We start from the raw sequence: 20,202 nt of genomic DNA, 5'->3' as shown, positions 1-20,202 counted from the left end.
TGACCGGTGGTTTCCCCGAGCAGTGAAGCAACGACCGGCGAAGTACCCCATGCGCAAATGAAAATGCCAGTCAGCTTAACTGACTGGCATTACCCGAAGGGCCCTTTTTCTGTTGCGTGGCAGTCGCTTAGACGCCCGAGGCCTTGGCCGCGGCAACGTCCTTGATCGACAGCTTGATACGGCCGCGGTTGTCCACGTCCAGTACCAGTACTTCAACTTCCTGGCCTTCTTTCAGGATGTCGGTGACTTTCTCGACGCGAGCATCGCTCAGCATGGAGATGTGCACCAGGCCGTCCTTGCCAGGCAGGATGTTGACGAAGGCACCGAAGTCAACGATGCGCTCAACCTTGCCGACGTAGATCTTGCCGATCTCGGCCTCGGCAGTGATACCCAGGATGCGCTGCTTGGCAGCTTCTGCCGCTTCCTTGGTTTCGCCGAAGATCTTGATCGAGCCGTCGTCTTCGATGTCGATCGAAGCCTTGGTTTCTTCGCAGATGGCGCGAATGGTGGCGCCGCCTTTACCGATGACGTCACGGATCTTGTCGGTGTCGATCTTCATCGCGATCATGGTCGGGGCGTTGGCCGACAGTTCGGTACGCGACTGGCCAATGATCTGGTTCATCTGGCCGAGGATGTTCAGGCGCGCTTCCAGGGCCTGGCCCAGGGCGATTTCCATGATCTCTTCGGTGATGCCGTTGATCTTGATGTCCATCTGCAGCGCGGTGACACCTTTGGCGGTACCGGCTACCTTGAAGTCCATGTCGCCCAGGTGGTCTTCGTCACCCAGGATGTCGGTCAGGACTGCGAACTTGTCGCCTTCCTTGACCAGGCCCATGGCGATACCGGCAACCGGCGCCTTCATCGGCACACCGGCGTCCATCAGGGCCAGGGAAGCACCGCAGACCGAAGCCATGGAGCTGGAGCCGTTGGACTCGGTGATTTCCGAAACCACGCGGATGGTGTACGGGAACACGTCGGCGGCAGGCAGCATGGCCTGGACCGAACGGCGGGCCAGACGGCCGTGGCCGATTTCACGACGGCCAGCACCGCCCATGCGGCCACACTCACCTACCGAGAACGGTGGGAAGTTGTAGTGCAGCATGAAGGGGTCTTTCTTCTCGCCTTCGAGGGTGTCCAGCAGCTGGGCGTCACGGGCAGTACCCAGGGTCGCAACGACCAAGGCCTGGGTTTCACCACGGGTGAACAGCGCCGAACCGTGAGTTTTCGGCAGCACGCCGACTTCGATGTTCAGCGGGCGCACGGTCTTGGTGTCGCGGCCGTCGATACGTGGCTTGCCGTTGACGATGTTTTCGCGAACGGTGCGGTATTCGATTTCGCCGAAGATTTCTTTAACTTCGGAAGCCGAAGGCTGGCCTTCTTCACCGGAGAACTTGGCGATAGCCTGGTCACGCAGCTCGCCCAGGCGCGCATAGCGGTCGGCCTTGACGGTGATGGTGTAGCCCTGCGAAACGCCTTCGCCGAACTCGGCGCGGATGGCGTTGAACAGCTCGGTGTTGGCAACGGCAGGTTTCCAGTCCCAGGTCGGCTTGGCAGCTTCGGCAGCCAGCTCTTTGACAGCCTGGATAACAGCCTGGAATTCGTCGTGGGCGAACAGTACAGCGCCCAGCATCTGGTCTTCGGTCAGCTCTTGAGCTTCCGATTCAACCATCAGTACGGCGTCGGAAGTACCGGCAACGACCATGTCCAGGCTCGAGGCAGCCAGTTGCTCGTAGGTCGGGTTCAGCAGGTAGCCGGTGCTTTCGTGGAAGGCAACGCGGGCAGCGCCGATCGGGCCTTCAAACGGAATGCCGGAGATCGCCAGGGCAGCCGAGGTACCGATCATCGCGGCGATGTCCGGGTCGGTTTTCTTGCTGGTGGAAACGACGGTGCAGACAACCTGCACTTCGTTCATGAAGCCTTCCGGGAACAGCGGACGGATCGGACGGTCGATCAGGCGCGAGGTCAGCGTCTCTTTCTCGGAAGGACGGCCTTCACGCTTGAAGAAGCCACCCGGGATCTTGCCGGCGGCGTAGGTCTTTTCCTGGTAGTGAACCGACAGCGGGAAGAAACCCTTGCCTGGATCAGCCTGCTTGGCGCCTACCACAGTCACCAGCACGGTGACGTCGTTGTCGACGGTAACCAGCACGGCGCCGGTTGCCTGACGGGCAATTCGGCCCGTTTCGAGAGTAACGGTCGATTGACCGAACTGGAAAGTCTTGATTACCGGGTTCACGGTTTCCTACCTTTTTCAGTGGCTCTGGGGGAACTGGTTTCTTGCGAATTCTTGGGCAGAACGGGGAATCGGCCCCATTGACCGTCCAGATACAACACGAGGCTGGGAGCCTGGCACCAAGCGGAAAAACCGCTCAGCATTGCCAGGCTGCCAACCTCGGAGATACGCGTGGCGTGTCCAACGGCAACGCTGCAAAACAGCCCTGCCGAAGCCTGCGACACGCCATGCACACCACTGACCAGGCCGCTATTAGCGACGCAGGCCCAGGCGACCGATCAGGGCGCTGTAACGAGTGGTGTCTTTGCCCTTCAGGTAGTCCAGCAGCTTACGACGCTGGTTAACCATACGGATCAGGCCACGACGCGAGTGGTGGTCTTTACCGTTGGCCTTGAAGTGGCCTTGCAGCTTGTTGATGTTCGCGGTCAGCAGAGCAACCTGAACTTCCGGGCTACCAGTATCACCAGCTGCTTGCTGGAAGTCGGTAACGATTTGAGCTTTTTCTTCAACGCTGAGGGCCATTTGGCTTCTCCTGATAACGGATCCCGCACGCGGGGTCCAATAGGCCAGGGACAAATCCCTGTATTAATAAAAAAGGTGTGACCGTGCCTACTGACAGCCACCCTTGATTCCGCAGTGCTCAGCCGAAGCATTGCCCTGCGGTTCCGGTCATTCCGACCGAATCAGCCGACGCGGCGCAATGCGCCCGTCTTCGCTCACTTCACCAATACCGATGAAGCGACCATCGTGATCTTGTACCCGGACCATGCCGAACTGCGGCGCATCCGGTGCGCGTACCGCCTGCCCATGCAGCCAGTAGAACGCACTGTGTTCGGACAGGCATACCAACGGCCAGTCCAGCAGGCCGCTGTCCGAGGGCATGAGGAAGCGATCGAGCGCTTCATTGCCGCCTTCGGCGTGAGCCTGTTCAAGTTCCTCGAGCGTTACCGTCTGTGCCAGCTCGAAGGGCCCGGCCTGGGTCCTGCGCAGCTCGGCGACATAGGCACCGCAGCCAAGTGCTTCACCAATATCCTCCACCAGGGTGCGGATATAAGTGCCTTTGCTGCATCCTACGGTCAGCCGTGCACGGGTGCCTTCGCACTCGAGCAACTCCAAGCGGTTAATAGTAACAGAACGCGCCTCGCGCTCCACTACCTCTCCAGCACGCGCCAGTTTATACAGCGGCTGGCCATCACGCTTGAGAGCCGAGTACATCGGCGGTATCTGGCTGATCGGGCCACGAAAACGCGGCAACTGGGCTTCGATGTCGGCACGACCAACGGTCACCTCGCGGGTCTGCAGGACTTCGCCTTCAGCATCGCCGGTGTTGGTAGTCTGCCCCATCTGCATGACGGTTTCGTAGCCCTTGTCGGAATCGAGCAAGTACTGCGAAAACTTGGTTGCCTCGCCAAAGCACAGCGGCAGCACGCCAGTTGCCAGCGGGTCGAGGCTACCGGTGTGGCCGGCCTTTTCCGCATTCAACAGCCAGCGCACCTTTTGCAGGGCCGCGTTGGAAGTGAAGCCCAATGGCTTGTCGAGCAGGATGATGCCGCTGACGTTGCGGCGGATACGTTTGACCTGGGCCACCGCTTACTCCTTGGTGTCCAGCTCGTCGGCATCCTTGTGCAGGCGGTCTTCGGCCACTGCACGTTCGATCAGCGCCGACAGGTGCACACCACGGCTGACGCTTTCATCGAAGTGGAAGTGCAGCTGCGGCACGCTGCGCAGTTGCATCGAGCGGCCCAGGTGCAGACGCAGGAAGCTGGCAGCGCTGTTCAGTGCCTTGAGCGACTGCTGCACGGCGTCCGGGGTTTCTTCGCCCATGACGGTGATGAACACCTTGGCATGGCCCAGGTCACGGCTGACGTCCACGGCGGTGATAGTGACCAGACCGACACGGGGGTCCTTGACTTCGCGACGGATCAGTTCGGCCAGCTCGCGCTGCATCTGATCGCCGATACGTTGGGTACGGCTATATTCTTTGGCCATTCTTGCTACCTGTAACTTAAAGCGGCAAACGCCCGGACAGACCAAAGCCTGACCGGGCGCTACCTGAAGAGGTGCCGCAAACCGCCCTGTAACGGGGGCTTGCGGCTTGCTCGCCCTTAAAGGGTACGAGCCACCTGGACTTTCTCGAAGACTTCGATCTTGTCGCCGACCTTGACGTCGTTGTAGCTCTTGACGCCAATACCGCACTCCATGCCCGAACGCACTTCAGAGGCGTCGTCCTTGAAGCGACGCAGCGACTCCAGTTCGCCTTCGAAGATCACAACGTCATCGCGCAGAACGCGGATCGGACGGTTGCGGTACACGGTACCCTCGATGACCATACAGCCAGCGATGGCGCCGAACTTCGGCGAACGGAACACGTCACGTACTTCGGCGACACCCAGGATGTTCTCGCGAACATCGCTGCCGAGCATGCCGGTCAGGGCCTTCTTGACGTCTTCGATGATGTCGTAGATCACGTTGTAGTAACGCATATCCAGACCTTCCTGCTCGACGATCTTGCGCGCGCCGGCATCGGCACGCACGTTGAAGCCGAACAGGACTGCATTCGAAGCCAGTGCCAGGTTGGCGTCGCTCTCGGTGATACCACCGACGCCACCACCAATCACGCGCACCTGCACTTCGTCGTTGCCCAGGCCGCCAAGCGAACCCTGCAGTGCTTCCAGAGAACCACGTACATCGGTCTTGAGAACGATGTTGAGGGTTTTCTTCTCTTCCTGACCCATGGTCTCGAAGATGTTTTCCAGCTTGCCGGCGTGAGCACGGGCCAGCTTGACCTCGCGGTACTTGCCTTGACGGAACAGGGCAACTTCGCGGGCTTTCTTCTCGTCAGCAACCACGGACAGCTCGTCGCCGGCTTCCGGGGTGCCGTCCAGGCCGAGGATTTCGACCGGGATCGACGGGCCGGCTTCCTTCACAGGCTTGCCGTTCTCGTCGAGCATGGCGCGCACGCGGCCATAGTTGGAACCACACAGGACCATGTCGCCCTGACGCAGGGTACCGTCCTGAACCAGGATGGTCGCCACTGGGCCACGGCCCTTGTCCAGGCGCGATTCGACAACCACGCCACGACCTGGAGCGGTCGGAGTAGCCTTGAGCTCGAGGATCTCGGCCTGCAGCAGAACAGCTTCAAGCAGTTCGTCTACACCGGTACCCATCTTCGCCGAAACCTTGACGAACGGCGTGTCACCACCCCAGTCCTCAGAGGTCACGCCTTCAACCGACAGCTCGTTACGGATGCGATCGAGGTCGGCACCCGGCTTGTCGATCTTGTTCACCGCAACCACCAGCGGAACGCCAGCTGCCTTGGCATGCTGAACAGCTTCGCGAGTCTGTGGCATCACGCCGTCGTCAGCCGCCACCACCAGGATGACGATGTCGGTCGCCTTGGCACCACGGGCACGCATCTGGGTAAACGCAGCGTGGCCCGGGGTATCGAGGAAGGTGACCATGCCGCGGTCGGTTTCCACGTGGTAGGCGCCGATGTGCTGGGTAATACCACCGGCTTCGCCAGCGGCAACCTTGGCACGACGGATGTAGTCGAGCAGCGAGGTCTTACCGTGGTCAACGTGACCCATGACGGTAACAACCGGAGCGCGCGACTCGGTCTGGCCTTCGAATTTCAGCGATTCGGCCAGGGAGTCTTCCAGGGCGGTGTCGCTGACCAGGGTGACCTTGTGGCCCAGCTCTTCTGCGATCAGCTGAGCGGTTTCCTGGTCGAGCACCTGGTTGATGGTAACCGGGGTACCCATCTTGAACATGAACTTGACCACTTCAGCGCCCTTGACGGACATCTGGTTGGCCAGCTCGGAAACCGTGATGGTTTCGCCGATGGTCACGTCACGGATGACGGGGCCGGTCGGGTTCTGGAAGCCGTGCTGGTTACGCTTTTTCAGCTTGCCCTTGCCACCACGACCACGACGAGCGCCATCGCTCTCTTCGTCGGTGGTGCGCGGAGCGGCACGCGGAGTCGGAGCCTTTTCCTTCTCCTTCACCTTGACCTTGATCGACACACGTGGCGCCTCGCCACGACGACGGTCGTCATCGCGAGTACGGCTTTCGTTGCGACGGGTCTCGTCCTTCTTGCGCTCGGCAGCACGAGCAGCGGCGTCTTCGGACGCAGGTGCGTCAGCGACAACCGGGGCCGGTGCGGCAGCTGGAGCCGGTGCCGGCTTGGCGGCAGGCGCAGGCGCAGCAACAGGGGCTTCAGCCGCCTGACGGCGAGCCTGCTCTTCGTTGCGCTGGCGAACTTCGGCCTCGACCTTGTTGCGAGCGGCATTTTCAGCCGCACGGCGCTCGTCCAGTTCACGCTTCTGCTCAGCCTGGATTTCTTCTGGGCTGCGCTGCACGAATACTTTCTTCTTGCGTACTTCTACGCTGATGCTCTTGCTACCGGCGACACGCAGGGTGCTGGTGGTTTTGCGCTGCAAGGTAATCTTGCGCGGCTCTTCCGCCTTGCTCTTGTGGCTGCTTTTCAAATGAGTCAGCAGGGTCTGCTTCTCATTGTCGGTCACTACCTGACCGGCGTCGGTGTGCGGCAGACCTGCCTCACGCATCTGCTGCAGCAGGCGCTCTACCGGTGCCTCGACCTCTTGGGCCAGTTCTTTCACCGTGACTTGCGTCATGCACTTCTCTCCTCAGGCCGCGCCTAATTACTCGAACCAATGGGCTCGGGCGGCCATGATCAACTTGCCGGCACGCTCTTCGTCGATGCCGTCGATGTCGAGCAGATCGTCGATCGACTGCTCGGCCAGGTCTTCGCGGTTAACCACGCCGCGCACCGCCAGTTCAGCCGCCAGGTCCTTGTCCATGCCCTCAAGGGAGAGCAGGTCGTCGGCCGGGTGGGCGTCTGCCAGTTTTTCTTCGGTAGCGATGGCCTTGGTCAACAAACGGTCCTTGGCTCGAGCGCGGAGCTCATTGACGATATCTTCGTCAAAGCCATCGATGTTGAGCATTTCTTCCAACGGTACGTAGGCAATTTCTTCGAGGCTGGTGAAGCCTTCGTCGACCAGCACTTGGGCCAGCTCCTCGTCGACTTCCAGTTCATCGATGAAATTGCGCAGGATGTCACCGGTTTCGGCCTGTTGCTTGGCCTGGATGTCCTTCTCGGTCATCACGTTCAGGGTCCAGCCGGTCAGCTGACTGGCCAGGCGAACGTTCTGACCGCCACGGCCAATGGCCTGGGCCAGGTTGTCCTCGGCGACGGCGATGTCCATGGCATGGGCATCTTCATCAACGATGATCGCCGCGACTTCAGCCGGCGACATGGCGTTGATGACGAACTGCGCCGGGTTATCGTCCCACAGGACGATATCCACACGCTCACCACCCAACTCCCCGGATACGGCCTGGACGCGCGAACCACGCATGCCGATACAGGCGCCTTGCGGGTCGATGCGCTTGTCCTTGGAGCGGACGGCGATCTTGGCTCGCGAACCCGGATCACGGGAGGCAGCCATGACTTCAATGAGGCCCTCGGCAATTTCCGGCACTTCAATGCGGAAAAGCTCGATCAGCATCTGTGGCGCGGTGCGCGACAGGATCAGCTGTGGGCCACGGTTTTCAGTGCGAATTTCCTTGAGCAGCGCACGCAAGCGCACGCCAACACGGAAGGTTTCGCGCGGAATGATATCTTCGCGGGCCAGCAAGGCCTCGGCGTTGTTGCCCAGGTCAACGATGACGTTGTCGCGGGTAACCTTCTTGACGGTGCCGGAGATGATTTCGCCTACGCGTTCGCGATAGGCATCGACTACCTGGGCGCGCTCGGCCTCACGGACCTTCTGCACAATGACCTGCTTGGCGGTCTGGGCGGCGATACGACCGAACTCGATGGACTCGATCTTCTCTTCGATCACGTCACCCACCTTGGCTTCAGGGTGGGTGTCCTTGATCTTGTCCAGCCAGGTCTCGATCGCCGGATCATCAAGATCGGCTTCGTCGACCACGGTCCAGCGACGGAAAGTCTCGTAGCTACCGGTGTGGCGGTTGATTTCCACACGCAGGTCGACTTCGTCTTCAAAACGTTTTTTGGTTGCAGTGGCCAGGGCCACTTCCAGCGCTTCGAAAATGACGCCGGGCGGTACACCTTTTTCGTTGGATACCGATTCAACAACCAGCAGTACTTCTTTGCTCATCGTACGCCTCGCCTTGCGCAAGCCATTGGGCCCGGATAGTCCGCCGGGCCCGGCACGTCTCAGTCAAAACTGGGAATAATATTGGCCTTGTCGATCGAGTCGATCGGCAACAGGAATTCCTGGTTGTCCACCTGGACCACCACGTCCTGCTCCTCCACACCGCGGAGAAGGCCCTGGAAGTTACGACGACCCTCGAAGGGTGAGCGCAGCTTGATCTTCACTTGTTCGCCGGCATGCGAGGCAAACTGTTCCAGAGTGAACAGTGGGCGATCCATGCCGGGAGAAGACACCTCGAGGGTGTACTCACTGCTGATTGGATCTTCCACATCGAGAATGGCGCTGGCCTGACGGCTGACCGCTTCGCAGTCCTCCACCAGGATGCCGCCTTCCTTGTCGATGTAGATGCGCAGTACCGAATGCTTACCCTGGGAAACGTATTCGATCCCCCAGCACTGATAGCCCAGACCCTCGACAACCGGGGCCAACAAGGCCTGCAACTGTTCTAGCTTGCTCGACACCTGAACCCCCTCGTGCATGCTGTGCAAATAAAAAATGGGCGAAGCGCCCATCCCTGAAAGCGCCGTTGGACAACGACGCCGAAAACTGTTCGGTTAGCAAAAAGCCCCTGAAAAGGGGCTCCGCTGAAGCTGGTTGCGGGGGCTGGATTTGAACCAACGACCTTCGGGTTATGAGCCCGACGAGCTACCAAGCTGCTCCACCCCGCGACAAAGCTGGGGCGAAAGTATAAGACTGAACCCTGTTGAGGGTCAATTCCAAACCTTCACCTGCAAGAAAGCCCGCTAAAGCGGGCTCTCATGCTTCAATTGGTACCGAGAAGGGGACTCGAACCCCTACACCCTATGGGCACAACCACCTCAAGGTTGCGTGTCTACCAATTCCACCACCTCGGCAATACTACTATTTGAAACCCGTTACTTCTGCTCTTGGGCCGGAGGAGGTACATCACCAGTGTTATTGGTGGTTTCGCTCTTCTGCTGCTGGAGCACCGGTACATCATCATTAACTGCCGGTTTCTGCGGCTCTTTCACTTCTAGCACCGCTGGATCTGGAAGACCTGCTTGGCTAAGCTGGTGAGCTTGTTGCTTCGCGAAGTATCCTAACCCAAGTGCTGTCAAAAAGAAAGTGGCAGCGAGTACAGCAGTGAATTTACTTAGGAACGTTGCAGAACCTTGGCTCCCGAACACGGTGTTTGAGGCACCCGCGCCGAAAGATGCACCTGCTTCCGCACCTTTACCCTGTTGCAACAGAACCAGCACTACAAGCGACAGCGCTGCCAACAGATGAAAAACAACGATGACTGTTTCCAGCATTTGTTCAGTTTCCTGCGGCGCGACAAATTGCACCGAATTCGTCTGCGTTCAGGGAAGCCCCACCAATGAGACCCCCATCGATATCCGGCATGCCGAACAGTTCGGCCGCATTGGCCGCCTTCACGCTGCCGCCGTAGAGCAGCTGCACCTTCGCAGCCACTTCAGCATCCTCTGCCGCCAGCTGGCCGCGGATGGCGGCGTGCACATCCTGGGCCTGCTGTGGCGTGGCCGTTAGGCCGGTGCCGATGGCCCATACAGGCTCATAGGCGATTACTGCATTGGCAAAAGCCTTAACACCGAAAGCTTCGATGATACTGCTTAGTTGACGCCCAACAACTTCAAGCGTCTTGCCAGCCTCGCGCTCCTCAAGGGTTTCCCCTATGCAAAGCACTGGCTTCAAACCTTTGGCCTGGGCCGCTGCAAACTTGCGATTGAGCACTTCGTCGGTTTCACCAATGATCTGGCGACGCTCCGAATGGCCAATCAACACCAACTTGCAACCTGCTTCAACCAGCTGCTCCGGGGCAACTTCCCCAGTCAGCGCACCCTGTTCGGGTTGTACAGCAGAATTCTGTGCGCCGACAGTAATTTCTTTACCTGCCAGGCCATCGATCACTTGATTGATGAACAAGGCTGGTGGAAACACCGCGACTTCCACTCCGCTCGGCAAGGCGAGATTACTCAAGCCTTCGGTCAGCTCAGCGACGCTAGCGCGGGTACCGTGCATCTTCCAGTTACCAGCTACCATAGGGCGACGCATGCTTTACCTCGTCGGTCAAAGTGGGCGCAGATCTTACCCAACCAGATCTGCGCTGGCAAGCGCCTTCAGACACAAACTTCGCCGACCAGTTTGGCCAGTGCTTCAGCGTGGCCACGCACCTGGGTTTCGTCCTCGCCCTCGACCATCACCCGCACCAGCGGCTCGGTACCGGACTTGCGCAACAGCACACGACCACGGCCAGCCAGTGCTTCGGTGACTTTGGCACTGGCTTCCTTGACTGCAGGGTGCTCCAGCGGGTCGACCTTGCTGGCACCAAAGCGCACGTTGATCAGCACCTGTGGGCACTTGCGCAGGGCCTGACGGGCCTGGGCCAGGGTTTCACCCCGGCGCTTGAGCGCCATCAGCACCTGCAGCGCAGCGATGATCGCATCGCCGGTAGTGGTGTGGTTGCAGCACACGACGTGGCCGGAGTTTTCGCCACCGATCAGCCATTCACGCTCCAGCAGCTCGGCCATGACGTAACGGTCGCCGACCTTGGCCCGCACAAATGGGATATCCAGGTCTTTCAGCGCAAGCTCAAGGCCCAGGTTGCTCATCAGCGTACCGACCACCCCGCCCTGCAGCTTCCCACGGTCATGCAGGTCGCGGGCGATGATGAACAGCAGTTCGTCACCATCGACGATGGCGCCAGTGTGGTCGACCATCAGCACGCGGTCGCCGTCGCCGTCGAAGGCGATACCGAGGTCGGCATGGCCTACCAGCACAGCAGCCTGCAGCGATTCGATATGGGTCGAGCCGCAGCCTTCGTTGATGTTCAAGCCGTCCGGCTGGGCATGCAGCATGGTCACGTCGGCACCCAGCTCGCGGAACACGCTTGGCGCAACCTTGTAGGTGGCGCCATGGGCACAATCGACCACCAGCTTGAGGCCTTCGAAGCTGGTGCTGCTCGGTACGCTGCTCTTGCAGAATTCGATGTAGCGGCCGGCAGCATCGTTGATGCGCGAAACCTTGCCCAGCTTGCTCGACTCGACAACGGTCATCGGCTGGTCGAGCAGTTCCTCAATCATCAGCTCGACTTCATCTGGCAGCTTGGTGCCCTGCCCAGAGAAGAACTTGATGCCGTTGTCATCGTGCGGGTTGTGCGAGGCGCTGATGACGATACCGGCTTCGGCGTGGAAGGTACGCGTCAGATAGGCGATGGCCGGTGTCGGCATCGGCCCGAGCAGCATCACGTCGGCACCTGCGGCAGACAGGCCGGCCTCCAAGGCGGACTCGAACATGTAGCCGGAGATACGCGTGTCCTTGCCCACCAGCACCCGACAGTGGCCCAGCTTGCGGAAGGCCATGCCGGCCGCCCAGCCGAGCTTCAGCATGAAGTCCGGCGTGATCGGGTATACGCCGACGCGGCCACGGATGCCGTCGGTACCAAAGTATTTTCTGCTCATAGGGACTCCAATGTTCTTATTCGGCGTTTTGCACCGCAGCGATCATGCGCACCACATCGACAGTTTCGGCCACGTCATGGACACGCAGGATGCTTGCACCCTTGGTCATGGCCAATGCCGCCAGCGCCAGGCTGCCGTACAAGCGCTCGCCGACCGGACGATCCAGCGTCAGGCCGATCATGCTTTTTCGTGAAACACCCACCAGCAGCGGTCGCCCAAGCCGATAGAGTGCTTCCATGTGTTTGAACAGGCTCAGGTTGTGCGCCAGCGTCTTGGCGAAGCCGAAGCCCGGATCAAGAATGATTCGTTCCGCCGGGATGCCTGCCGCGGCACACGTGGCCATGCGCTGTTCAAGATAGCGCGCCACGTCGGCAGTCACATCCTGGTAATGCGGGTCGTCCTGCATGGTGCCCGGCTCGCCGCGCATGTGCATCAGGCACACCGGCAGGCCGGTATCTGCAGCGGCATCCAGGGCCCCATCACGCTCCAGGCCACGCACGTCGTTGATCAGCCCGGCACCGAGGCGCGCCGATTCACGCATGACGGCTGGCGTGGAGGTATCGACCGAAATGACCACATCGAGGCGGCTGTTGATGGCCTCGACCATCGGCGCCACCCGCTCCAGCTCCTCGGTCACCGAGACTGCACGCGCGCCAGGCCGGGTGGACTCGCCGCCGATGTCGATCAGCGTGGCACCCGCGGCAACCATCGCTTCAGCATGGCGCAGGGCCGCATCGCGCTGGTTGAAGCGCCCGCCATCAGAGAAGGAATCGGGGGTGATATTGAGAATACCCATGACATGGGTACGCGACAAATCAAGAACCCGGTTGCCGCAAGGCAACCGGGTCGGGTACTGCTCTGAGCTCATAGATGCCCTTAGTGTTGAGCTGCTGGGCCGCCGATAGGCGATTCCGGACGATCATTCTGGGCCGCAGGGGTGCCCGAATCCTTGTCATCGTCCCAGTCACGCGGTTCGCGCGGCGTACGCCCAGCCATGATGTCGTCAATCTGATCGGCATCAATGGTCTCATACTTCATCAGCGCTTCGGTCATCGCTTCGAGCTTGTCGCGGTTGTCGATGAGCAACTGCTTGGCAGTGGCATAGCACTGATCGATGATGCTGCGCACCTCGGAGTCGATCAGCTTGGCAGTCTCGCCGGACACACTGGCGTGCTGGCTGCCGGCGCTACGACCGAGGAACACTTCACCCTCTTCTTCTGCATACATCAGCGGGCCGAGCTTCTCGGACAGGCCCCACTTGGTCACCATGTTGCGAGCGATCTGGCTGGCACGCATGATGTCGTTCGATGCACCGGTAGTAACACCATCGAAGCCCAGGGTCATCTCTTCGGCAATTCGGCCACCGTACAGCGAGCAGATCTGGCTGATCAGCGCACGCTTGGACAGGCTGTAGCGGTCCTCTTCCGGCAGGAACATGGTCACACCCAGGGCGCGACCACGCGGAATGATCGAAACCTTGTAGACCGGGTCGTGCTCAGGCACCAGGCGCCCAACAATGGCGTGGCCTGCTTCGTGATAAGCGGTGTTCTTCTTTTCCTTCTCGGACATGACCATGGTCTTGCGCTCGGCGCCCATCATGATCTTGTCCTTGGCCAGTTCGAACTCTTTCATTTCGACCAGGCGCTTATTGGAACGCGCAGCAAACAGCGACGCCTCGTTGACCAGGTTGGCCAGGTCGGCACCGGAGAAGCCCGGGGTACCACGGGCAATGACTGCCGGGTTGACGTTCTCGCCGACCGGCACCTTGCGCATGTGCACCTTGAGGATCTGCTCGCGGCCGCGGATATCCGGCAGGCCGACTACCACCTGGCGGTCAAAGCGACCAGGGCGCAGCAGCGCCGGGTCGAGTACGTCCGGACGGTTGGTAGCGGCGATGACGATGATGCCATCGTTCATCTCGAAGCCGTCCATCTCTACCAGCAACTGGTTCAGGGTTTGCTCACGCTCGTCGTGACCACCGCCCATGCCGGCGCCACGGTGGCGACCAACGGCGTCGATCTCGTCGATGAAGATGATGCACGGTGCGTGCTTCTTGGCCTGTTCGAACATGTCGCGCACACGGCTGGCACCGACACCGACGAACATTTCCACGAAGTCCGAACCGGAAATGGTGAAGAACGGTACCTTCGCCTCACCGGCGATGGCCTTGGCCAGCAGGGTCTTACCGGTACCCGGCGGGCCAACCATCAGCACGCCGCGCGGGATACGGCCACCCAGGCGCTGGAACTTGCCCGGGTCGCGCAGGAACTCGACCAGTTCACCCACTTCTTCCTTGGCCTCGTCGCAACCGGCAACGTCGGCCAGGGTAGTCTTGACCTGGTCTTCGGACAGCAGGCGTGCCTTGCTCTTGCCGAAGCTCATCGGCCCGCCCTTGCCGCCCGCACCGCCCTGCATCTGGCGCATGAAGAACATGAACACGGCAATGATCACCAGGATCGGGAAGCTGGCGACCAGTAACTGCGTCCAGATACTCTGCTGTTCAGGCTGCTTGCCTTCGACGATGACGTGGTTATCGACCAGGTCACCGATCAGGCCATTATCCGTAATGGCCGGGCGCACGGTCTTGAAGTTGTCGCCGTCGGCGCGCTTGCCGGTAATGATGTAGCCGTCGACGGTCACACGCTCGACCTTGCCATCCTTGACCTGCTGGATGAAGTCGGAGTAGTTGAGGGTCTGCGGCTCGTTAGGGCTGGAGAAGTTGTTCATCACTGTCACCAGGACAGCTGCGATGATCAACCACAGGATCAGATTCTTTGCCATGTCGTTCAATTCGCTACCCTCTGAGGCCGGCGCACGACGCAGCCGTGCCTCGCATGATATTCATCGCCCTAACTTACTACATTACCTACGCAGCCGCAGGCACCGTCTGTAACCCTTTGTGAAAGCTAGACTACACGAAGTTCGGACGATCCTGACGCTGCGGCCGATTGGAAATAACTATCAGCCACCGCGCTTCACGCCTTTCAAGCGCCTTTGAAACCTTTGCCCAACAGGTACTGCTCACGCGAACGGTCCCGTGATGAGGACGGCTTGCGCATTTGCACCTTGTCGAACTTGGTGCGCACATCCTTCAGGTACATATCGAAGCCTTCGCCCTGGAAAATCTTGATCAGGAAATCACCGCCAGGTTTCAGTACGCGGGTTGCCAGATCCAGGGCCAGCTCGCAGAGGAACATGGCGCGCGGCATGTCCACTTCGGGCGTACCACTCATATTGGGGGCCATGTCGGAAATCACAAGGTCTACATGCGAATCGCCGACCGCCGCCAGGATCTGCTGGAGCACTGCATCATCGGTGAAGTCGCCCTGAATGAAGGTCACGTCAGGGATCGAGTCCATTTCCAGGATGTCGGAAGCGATAAGACGCCCCTGGCCACCAATCAGACGACTGGTCACCTGCGACCAGCCACCCGGGGCCGCGCCGAGGTCGATTACACTCATGCCTGGACGGATCAGGCGGTCTTTTTCCTGGATCTCCAGCAGTTTGTAGCTAGCGCGCGAGCGGTAGCCGTCCTTCTGCGCCTGTTTAACAAAAGGGTCGTTAAAATGCTCTCGCAGCCAGTTTGCGCTGCTTTTGGAACGTTGTACCACGGGGCACCTCGATGATATGCGTCGTGATTGACTGGGCGGAGCCGGTGGCCCTCGGGTAAAATGCCGGTCAATTTTACAGAATCAGACGGAAAGGGTCAGATTATGCCGCTCAATAACGAGCAGAAGAAGCAATACAAGTCCATTGGTCATGACCTGAAGCCGGTCCTGATCGTTGCTGGCAACGGTTTGAATGAAGGCGTGATCGCCGAACTGGAGCGCGCCCTGGTCGACCATGAGCTGATCAAGGTCGAAATTCGCTCGGAAGACCGCGAAGAACGCGCCGAGACCATTGCCGAGCTGTGCAAGGCCGGCCGCGCCGAGCTGGTGCAGACCATCGGCAAGAAAGCCCTGATCTACCGCAAGAACCCACAGCCGAACAAGCAGCTGTCCAACATCCACCGTTACAAGTAACGGCACGGACAGCGCGACACCTGTGTAGGAGCGACCTTGCGTCGCGATGGGCTGCGAAGCAGCCCCCTGCAATATCTGTGGTTAAGCTGATATCTGGGGGCGGCTTCGCCGCCCATCGCGACACAAGGCCGCTCCTACAAGGGACCGCGGCAGCCTGGGCTAGCGGCGGGCTTTGACCGGCACCGGCTGGGCCACCAGCACGATGCCGGAAAAGCCCAGCACCAGGAAGCAGAACATCTGCCAGCGCTCGCCTACGGAAATACCATAGCGCAAGGTGTAATACCCCACGCAGGCGCCGAAGCCGAGCAAGAGCATCTGGCCACGGAATTGCCGCCACCAGGCCGCCAGGCCGTCCACCCTTGCCAGCACTGCCAGCTGGGTCAACAAGCCAAGCAACGCCACGCCAATCAACCAACGGTCGATCTGCCCGGCGATATCCTGCACCAGCAGCGGCGCCAGGCCACTGACCTTGAGCGCGGGCACCAGCCCCACGTGAAACACCCACAAGCCACCGACCCAGAAAACCTGGGCCAGTTGCCAGAGGATCCCCTCGAGGGATGGCGCCCGCAGGCGCCGGTCAGATGTGTTTGACTTCGACAATCTCGTACTCGACCGTACCGCTTGGCGTCTTCACCACCACGGTGTCACCTTCTTCCTTGCCAATGATGGCACGGGCGATCGGTGCTCCGCTCGAAAGCTTGCCCTGCTTCACGTCAGCTTCATCTTCGCCGACGATCTGGTAGGTCACTTCCTCATCGGTTTCGGTGTTGGCCAGCACCACGGTGGTGCCGAAAATCACCTTGCCGGTGTGGGCGATGGTGGTCACGTCGATTACCACCGAGTTCTGCAGGCGGCCTTCGATATCACGGATACGCGCCTCGACCATGCCCTGCTCTTCGCGGGCGGCATGGTATTCGGCGTTTTCCTTGAGGTCACCCAGTTCACGCGCTTCACCGATGGCCTGGCTAAGGCGCGGGCGCTCGGTCTTGCTCAGGAACAGGTGCTCCTCTTCCAGGGCGCGAGCGCCCTGGACGGTCATCGGGTACTTGGTAATGCTCATGCTTTGAGTCCTGCATGCAGATCTTGCAAGCGACGAACGGTCTTTTCCGGACCAAACTTCAGCGCTTCGCAGATGGCTTCACCGGCCGCAATGGTAGTGGTGCAGTAAATCTTGTGCTGCAGCGCATTGCGACGAATCGAGTAGGAATCGGCAATCGACTGGCGGCCTTCCGTGGTGTTGATGATCAGCGACACTTCGTCGTTCTTGATCATGTCGACCACGTGCGGGCGACCTTCGGTAACCTTGTTCACACGGCGCACTTTCAGGCCAGCCGCTTCGATAACCTTGGCGGTGCCGGCAGTAGCAACCACTTCGAAGCCCAGGGCGATCAGGTCGCGAGCAACGCCAGCCACTTGTGGCTTGTCATCGTCACGCACGCTGATGAACGCGGTACCACCGGTCGGCAGCACTTCGCTGGCACCCATCTGGGCCTTGGCGAAGGCTTCACCGAAGCTGTCACCGACACCCATGACTTCACCGGTCGATTTCATCTCAGGGCCGAGGATCGGGTCAACCCCTGGGAACTTGGCGAACGGGAAGACGGCTTCCTTGACGCTGTAGAAGTTCGGGATGATTTCCTGGGTGAAGCCCAGCTCTTTCAGGGTTTTGCCTGCCATGACGCGGGCCGCGATCATTGCCAGGGAAGTGCCGATGCACTTGGACACGAACGGCACGGTACGCGAGGCACGCGGGTTGACTTCGATCACGTAGATCTTGTCGCCCTGCAGGGCCAGCTGCACGTTCATCAGGCCGACCACGCCCAGCTCCAGGGCCATTTTCTTGACCTGAATGCGGACTTCGTCCTGCACTTCCTTGCTCAGCGAGTAAGGTGGCAGCGAGCACGCCGAGTCACCGGAGTGAACGCCGGCCTGTTCGATGTGCTGCATGATCGCGCCGATCACCACGTCGGTGCCGTCGCAAACCGCATCCACGTCCATCTCGATGGCGCAATTGAGGAAGTGGTCGAGCAGTACCGGGCTGTCGTTGGAAACCTGTACGGCTTCACGCAGGTAACGCTTGAGCTCGTCCAGTTCGTAGACGATCTCCATGGCGCGGCCACCCAGTACGTAGGATGGGCGCACTACCAGCGGGTAACCGATGCCGCCAGCAGCGCGGATGGCTTCGTCTTCGCTGCGCACGGTGGCGTTTGGCGGCTGCAGCAGGTTCAGGCGCTGAACCATTTGCTGGAAGCGCTCACGGTCTTCGGCACGGTCGATGGCGTCCGGGCTGGTACCGATGATCGGTACGCCGGCTTCTTCCAGGGCGCGAGCCAGTTTCAGCGGGGTCTGGCCGCCGTAGTGAACGATGACGCCCTTCGGCTTCTCGACGCGGCAGACTTCCAGCACGTCTTCCAGGGTCAGCGGCTCGAAGTACAGGCGGTCGGACGTGTCGTAGTCGGTGGAGACGGTTTCCGGGTTGCAGTTGACCATGATGGTCTCGTAACCGTCTTCACGCAGCGCCAGTGCGGCGTGTACGCAGCAGTAATCGAACTCGATACCTTGGCCGATCCGGTTTGGACCGCCACCCAGGATCATGATCTTGTCGCGTGTCGACGGGTTGGCCTCGCACTCTTCCTCATAGGTCGAGTACAGGTAGGCGGTGTCGGTGGCGAACTCGGCGGCGCAGGTGTCGACGCGCTTGTACACCGGGAACACTTCCAGCTTGTGGCGGTGACGGCGCAGGTTCTTGTCGGTGATACCCAGCAGCACGGCCAGGCGCTGGTCCGAGAAGCCCTTGCGCTTGAGGCGCAGCATCATGGCCTTGTCGATCGACGACAGGGCCAGGGTCTTGACCTTCTCTTCTTCCTTGATCAGGTCTTCCATCTGCACCAGGAACCACATGTCGATGCCGGTCAGTGCGAAGATTTCTTCACACGTCATGCCCGAACGCATGGCGTCGGCCACGTACCAGATACGCTCGGCGCCCGGCACGGTCAGCTCACGCTTGAGGATGCTGGCGGCTTCCGGGCTGGCCAGGTCGACTTTCGGGTCGAGGCCGCAGGCACCGACTTCCAGGCCGCGCAGGGCTTTCTGCAGGGATTCCTGGAAGGTACGGCCGATGGCCATGACTTCGCCCACGGATTTCATCTGGGTGGTCAGGCGGGCGTCGGCTTTCGGGAATTTCTCGAAGGCGAAGCGCGGCAGCTTGGTAACGACGTAGTCGATCGACGGCTCGAAGGACGCCGGGGTGCGGCCGCCGGTGATGTCGTTCTGCAGTTCGTCGAGGGTGTAACCAATGGCCAGCTTGGCGGCGATCTTGGCGATCGGGAAGCCGGTAGCCTTGGAGGCCAGCGCCGACGAACGCGAAACGCGCGGGTTCATCTCGATCACGACCATGCGGCCGGTGTCTGGGCAGATACCGAACTGTACGTTGGAACCGCCAGTTTCCACACCGATTTCACGCAGCACCGCCAGCGAGGCGTTGCGCATGATCTGGTATTCCTTGTCGGTCAGGGTCTGCGCTGGAGCAACGGTGATCGAGTCACCGGTGTGCACACCCATCGGGTCGAAGTTTTCGATCGAGCAGACGATGATGCAGTTGTCCTTTTTGTCGCGGACCACTTCCATCTCGTACTCTTTCCAACCGATCAGCGATTCGTCGATCAGCAGCTCTTTGGTCGGCGACAGGTCCAGACCACGGGTGCAGATTTCTTCGAATTCTTCACGGTTGTAGGCAATACCGCCGCCAGTGCCGCCCATGGTGAACGATGGGCGGATAATGCAAGGGAAGCCGAGCTTCTCGAGGACCGCGTTGGCCTCTTCCATGCTGTGGGCGATACCGGAGCGCGGGCACTCCAGGCCGATGTCTTTCATGGCCTTGTCGAAGCGCGAACGGTCTTCAGCCTTGTCGATGGTGTCGGCGTTGGCACCGATCATCTCTACGCCGAACTTTTCCAGAACGCCGTGGCGCTCCAGGTCCAGGGCGCAATTCAGTGCGGTCTGGCCACCCATGGTCGGCAATACTGCGTCCGGGCGCTCTTTTTCGATGATCTTGGCCACCGACTGCCACTTGATCGGCTCGATGTAGGTGGCGTCGGCCATGGCCGGGTCAGTCATGATGGTGGCTGGGTTGGAGTTCACCAGGATGACGCGGAAACCTTCCTCGCGCAGGGCTTTACAGGCCTGGGCGCCGGAGTAGTCGAATTCGCAGGCCTGGCCGATCACGATCGGGCCAGCGCCGAGAATCAGGATGCTTTTGATGTCTGTACGTTTTGGCATGGTTGTCACTCAAATCCGGGGTCAGTCGGCAA

At 60.3% G+C, this 20,202-nt stretch carries 17 protein-coding genes and 2 tRNA genes; 1 reads left to right on the top strand and 18 read right to left on the bottom strand.

The window, feature by feature from the left end:
* Positions 1 to 127 precede the first annotated feature (127 nt).
* The 15 genes from pnp to rlmE all read right to left on the bottom strand — a co-directional run bounded on the left by pnp (position 128) and on the right by rlmE (position 15,481).
* A complete protein-coding gene (gene pnp / locus ACIP1G_RS23560) occupies positions 128 to 2,233 on the bottom strand; it encodes a polyribonucleotide nucleotidyltransferase (protein ID WP_400741195.1) in 2,106 nt (701 codons plus the stop codon).
* A 249-nt stretch (positions 2,234 to 2,482) separates the two neighbouring features.
* Entirely contained in the window at positions 2,483 to 2,752 is a 270-nt protein-coding gene (rpsO, locus tag ACIP1G_RS23555; protein WP_012274241.1) for a 30S ribosomal protein S15, read from the bottom strand.
* A gap of 147 nt (positions 2,753 to 2,899) precedes the next feature.
* On the bottom strand, positions 2,900 to 3,817 hold the full coding sequence (gene truB / locus ACIP1G_RS23550; protein ID WP_400741193.1) for a tRNA pseudouridine(55) synthase TruB: 918 nt from the start codon (positions 3,815 to 3,817) through the stop codon (positions 2,900 to 2,902).
* Positions 3,818 to 3,820: 3 nt separating this feature from the next.
* Positions 3,821 to 4,219, bottom strand: coding sequence for a 30S ribosome-binding factor RbfA (gene rbfA / locus ACIP1G_RS23545; protein ID WP_016391794.1), 399 nt, complete (start codon positions 4,217 to 4,219; stop codon positions 3,821 to 3,823).
* A gap of 116 nt (positions 4,220 to 4,335) precedes the next feature.
* Positions 4,336 to 6,864 carry a translation initiation factor IF-2 gene (gene infB, locus ACIP1G_RS23540; RefSeq protein WP_400741192.1) on the bottom strand — a complete coding sequence of 843 codons (2,529 nt, stop codon included), beginning with the start codon at positions 6,862 to 6,864 and terminating at the stop codon, positions 4,336 to 4,338.
* Between the two features lie 27 nt (positions 6,865 to 6,891).
* Positions 6,892 to 8,373, bottom strand: a complete 1,482-nt coding sequence (gene nusA / locus ACIP1G_RS23535) for a transcription termination factor NusA (protein WP_346646499.1) — start codon at positions 8,371 to 8,373, stop codon at positions 6,892 to 6,894.
* Between the two features lie 59 nt (positions 8,374 to 8,432).
* The gene (rimP, locus tag ACIP1G_RS23530) at positions 8,433 to 8,891 is read right to left on the bottom strand and encodes a ribosome maturation factor RimP (RefSeq protein WP_012274245.1); all 459 of its coding nucleotides are present in this window, start codon (positions 8,889 to 8,891) and stop codon (positions 8,433 to 8,435) included.
* A 130-nt stretch (positions 8,892 to 9,021) separates the two neighbouring features.
* A tRNA-Met gene (locus tag ACIP1G_RS23525) sits at positions 9,022 to 9,098 on the bottom strand.
* A 100-nt stretch (positions 9,099 to 9,198) separates the two neighbouring features.
* Positions 9,199 to 9,284: transfer RNA gene (locus tag ACIP1G_RS23520), tRNA-Leu, on the bottom strand.
* A gap of 21 nt (positions 9,285 to 9,305) precedes the next feature.
* Positions 9,306 to 9,704 (bottom strand): preprotein translocase subunit SecG, encoded by a 399-nt coding sequence (secG, locus tag ACIP1G_RS23515; RefSeq protein ID WP_400741190.1) that lies wholly within the window; start codon positions 9,702 to 9,704, stop codon positions 9,306 to 9,308.
* A 4-nt stretch (positions 9,705 to 9,708) separates the two neighbouring features.
* The gene (gene tpiA, locus ACIP1G_RS23510; RefSeq protein ID WP_086977100.1) at positions 9,709 to 10,464 is read right to left on the bottom strand and encodes a triose-phosphate isomerase; all 756 of its coding nucleotides are present in this window, start codon (positions 10,462 to 10,464) and stop codon (positions 9,709 to 9,711) included.
* Between the two features lie 65 nt (positions 10,465 to 10,529).
* On the bottom strand, positions 10,530 to 11,870 hold the full coding sequence (glmM, locus tag ACIP1G_RS23505; RefSeq protein WP_400741188.1) for a phosphoglucosamine mutase: 1,341 nt from the start codon (positions 11,868 to 11,870) through the stop codon (positions 10,530 to 10,532).
* A gap of 16 nt (positions 11,871 to 11,886) precedes the next feature.
* Complete coding sequence (folP, locus tag ACIP1G_RS23500) at positions 11,887 to 12,738, bottom strand: dihydropteroate synthase (protein ID WP_400741186.1); 852 nt, start codon at positions 12,736 to 12,738, stop codon at positions 11,887 to 11,889.
* An 8-nt stretch (positions 12,739 to 12,746) separates the two neighbouring features.
* A complete protein-coding gene (gene ftsH / locus ACIP1G_RS23495) occupies positions 12,747 to 14,651 on the bottom strand; it encodes an ATP-dependent zinc metalloprotease FtsH (RefSeq protein WP_400741184.1) in 1,905 nt (634 codons plus the stop codon).
* A 203-nt stretch (positions 14,652 to 14,854) separates the two neighbouring features.
* Entirely contained in the window at positions 14,855 to 15,481 is a 627-nt protein-coding gene (gene rlmE, locus ACIP1G_RS23490) for a 23S rRNA (uridine(2552)-2'-O)-methyltransferase RlmE (protein WP_056795090.1), read from the bottom strand.
* A 102-nt stretch (positions 15,482 to 15,583) separates the two neighbouring features.
* Between rlmE and yhbY the strand changes: the two genes are divergently transcribed.
* Positions 15,584 to 15,892 carry a ribosome assembly RNA-binding protein YhbY gene (gene yhbY / locus ACIP1G_RS23485; protein ID WP_003249945.1) on the top strand — a complete coding sequence of 103 codons (309 nt, stop codon included), beginning with the start codon at positions 15,584 to 15,586 and terminating at the stop codon, positions 15,890 to 15,892.
* 159 nt (positions 15,893 to 16,051) lie between these two features.
* Here yhbY and ACIP1G_RS23480 read toward each other — a convergent pair whose 3' ends face one another.
* The 3 genes from ACIP1G_RS23480 to carB are packed head-to-tail and all read right to left on the bottom strand — an operon-like array spanning position 16,052 to position 20,170.
* On the bottom strand, positions 16,052 to 16,492 hold the full coding sequence (locus tag ACIP1G_RS23480; RefSeq protein WP_400741182.1) for an MFS transporter: 441 nt from the start codon (positions 16,490 to 16,492) through the stop codon (positions 16,052 to 16,054).
* Complete coding sequence (gene greA, locus ACIP1G_RS23475) at positions 16,470 to 16,952, bottom strand: transcription elongation factor GreA (protein WP_011532131.1); 483 nt, start codon at positions 16,950 to 16,952, stop codon at positions 16,470 to 16,472. The genes ACIP1G_RS23480 and greA overlap by 23 nt, the downstream gene beginning before the upstream one ends.
* On the bottom strand, positions 16,949 to 20,170 hold the full coding sequence (carB, locus tag ACIP1G_RS23470; protein WP_400741179.1) for a carbamoyl-phosphate synthase large subunit: 3,222 nt from the start codon (positions 20,168 to 20,170) through the stop codon (positions 16,949 to 16,951). Before carB ends, greA begins: the two co-directional genes overlap by 4 nt.
* Between the last annotated feature and the right edge of the window lie 32 nt (positions 20,171 to 20,202).

The organism is Pseudomonas sp. NPDC089392, assembly GCF_044749595.1.
Taxonomy (GTDB): domain Bacteria; phylum Pseudomonadota; class Gammaproteobacteria; order Pseudomonadales; family Pseudomonadaceae; genus Aquipseudomonas.
Note: the sequence above shows the minus strand (reverse complement) of the source record. Positions and strands in the feature narration are given on the sequence as shown.